The 1,569-nt window shown below is 66.9% G+C and carries 1 protein-coding gene and 1 pseudogene; both read left to right on the forward strand.

Annotated elements, in window-relative coordinates:
- The first annotated feature begins 259 nt into the window (after window positions 1-259).
- The gene (locus MKK75_RS30485; RefSeq protein WP_244046229.1) at window positions 260-772 is read left to right on the forward strand and encodes a flavin reductase family protein; all 513 of its coding nucleotides are present in this window, start codon (window positions 260-262) and stop codon (window positions 770-772) included.
- 173 nt (window positions 773-945) lie between these two features.
- A pseudogene (locus tag MKK75_RS30490) lies at window positions 946-1,569 on the forward strand (IS630 family transposase); the annotation flags it as partial.

Here is a 1,569-nt window from a genome sequence, read left to right on the forward strand (position 1 = left end):
GCGCCCTCAGGCTCGCTTGACTATGCTGGATCGCTCGACGGATCGCCTCCGTCGTTGTGGCGCTGCCGTGAAGAACCTGGCCCATAGCGCGTCCCTCCACTCGGGCGTGAAGATCGCACCATCAAACCCTGGGATCAAACACCGACACGTTTGCCGATTTCGTGGGGCAGGTCGTCCCCCTGTTGCAGGCAAGGGGGCTCGTCCGGCGCGAATACGCCGGCGCCACCCTGCGCGATCATCTCGCCGAGCAAGTCGCGTCATGAGGGCCACCGCCGATGCCGGCACTGCACCGCACGACCTCCCGAGCGTGAGCGAAACGGCCTTCAAGACGGCGATGCGAGCGCTGGCCTCCACTGTGTGCGTCATTACGAGCCGCCATAGCGGCGAGGCGAACGGCATGACGGCGACGGCTGTGTCCAGCGTGGCGGCTGACCCCCCGACGGTCCTAGTGGCCGTCAACCGCGACAACCGCTCGCACGCGCTTATTCGCGACGGGGCCTGCTTCGCCCTGAATATTCTGTGTTCCGACCAGCACGAACTCGCTCTGCAGTTCGCGACCCGGGCGCTGCAGCCTTTCGCCACCGTCGCCTTTAGCGAAGGCGTGACCGGATGTCCCCTCATCGACGGCTGTGGGACGGTGCTTGAATGCGCGCTCACATCGTCCTTTGATGTGGCGACGCACACAATCTTCATCGGCCGCGTCGTGGCATCCCGCGGGTCCGGCGGATCGCCACTCCTCTATTGGGACGGTCAGTTCGGCACGGTCCGCTGATGTCGACCGATGCGGAAGGCCAACGGGGGCAGTCGTGCGGACGGGGTGCTTCTCCTCAGCGAACACCACGCGCCGTCGACGACGATCGGCATGCTTGACTGCTAGCTAGAGCCGTTCCCGGCGGTGTTGCGACGGGATAGTGGCTGGTGCGTTGACCGGTGAAGGAGCGAGCCATGCCTTCACCCCTGTCTGTCGATCTGCGCGAGCGCGTCGTGGCGGCCCTGGCCGGAGGTGCATCCTTTCACCGGGTGGCGGCGCGGTTCGGGGTGAGCGTGTCGAGTGCCAGTCGCTGGTCGCAGCAGTTTGCACAGCAGGGTCACGTCGCTCCCAAACCGACACACAGCGACGACAGCCGGCCGGCAATCGAGGCGCACGCGGATCTGATCCTCTCCCTCGACGAGGCCCGGCCTGAACTTTTCCTGCGCGAGTTGCGTGACGCCGTGGCCGGGCACGGCGTGCACACCAGCACGAGCGGAGTGTCGCGCTTCTTCGCCCGGCACGGGATCACCCGCAAAAAAAAGGGGCTCTGTACGCGGCTGAGCAGGAGCGGGCCGACGTGAAGGCGGCGCGTGAGGCATGGTTCGAGGCTCAGCCCGACCTCGACCCTGACAAACTCGTCTTCCTCGACGAGACGGCGGCCGCCACCAACATGGCCCGCCGCTACGGCCGCGCCCCACGCGGCGAGCGCTGCCGGCTCTTCGTGCCACAGGGTCATTACAAAACGACCACCGTCACCGCCGCTCTACGCAGCACCGGCCTGTGCGCCCTCGACCTCGCGGATGGGGCCACCAACGGCC

Source organism: Methylobacterium sp. J-030 (assembly GCF_022829545.1).
GTDB lineage: Bacteria > Pseudomonadota > Alphaproteobacteria > Rhizobiales > Beijerinckiaceae > Methylobacterium.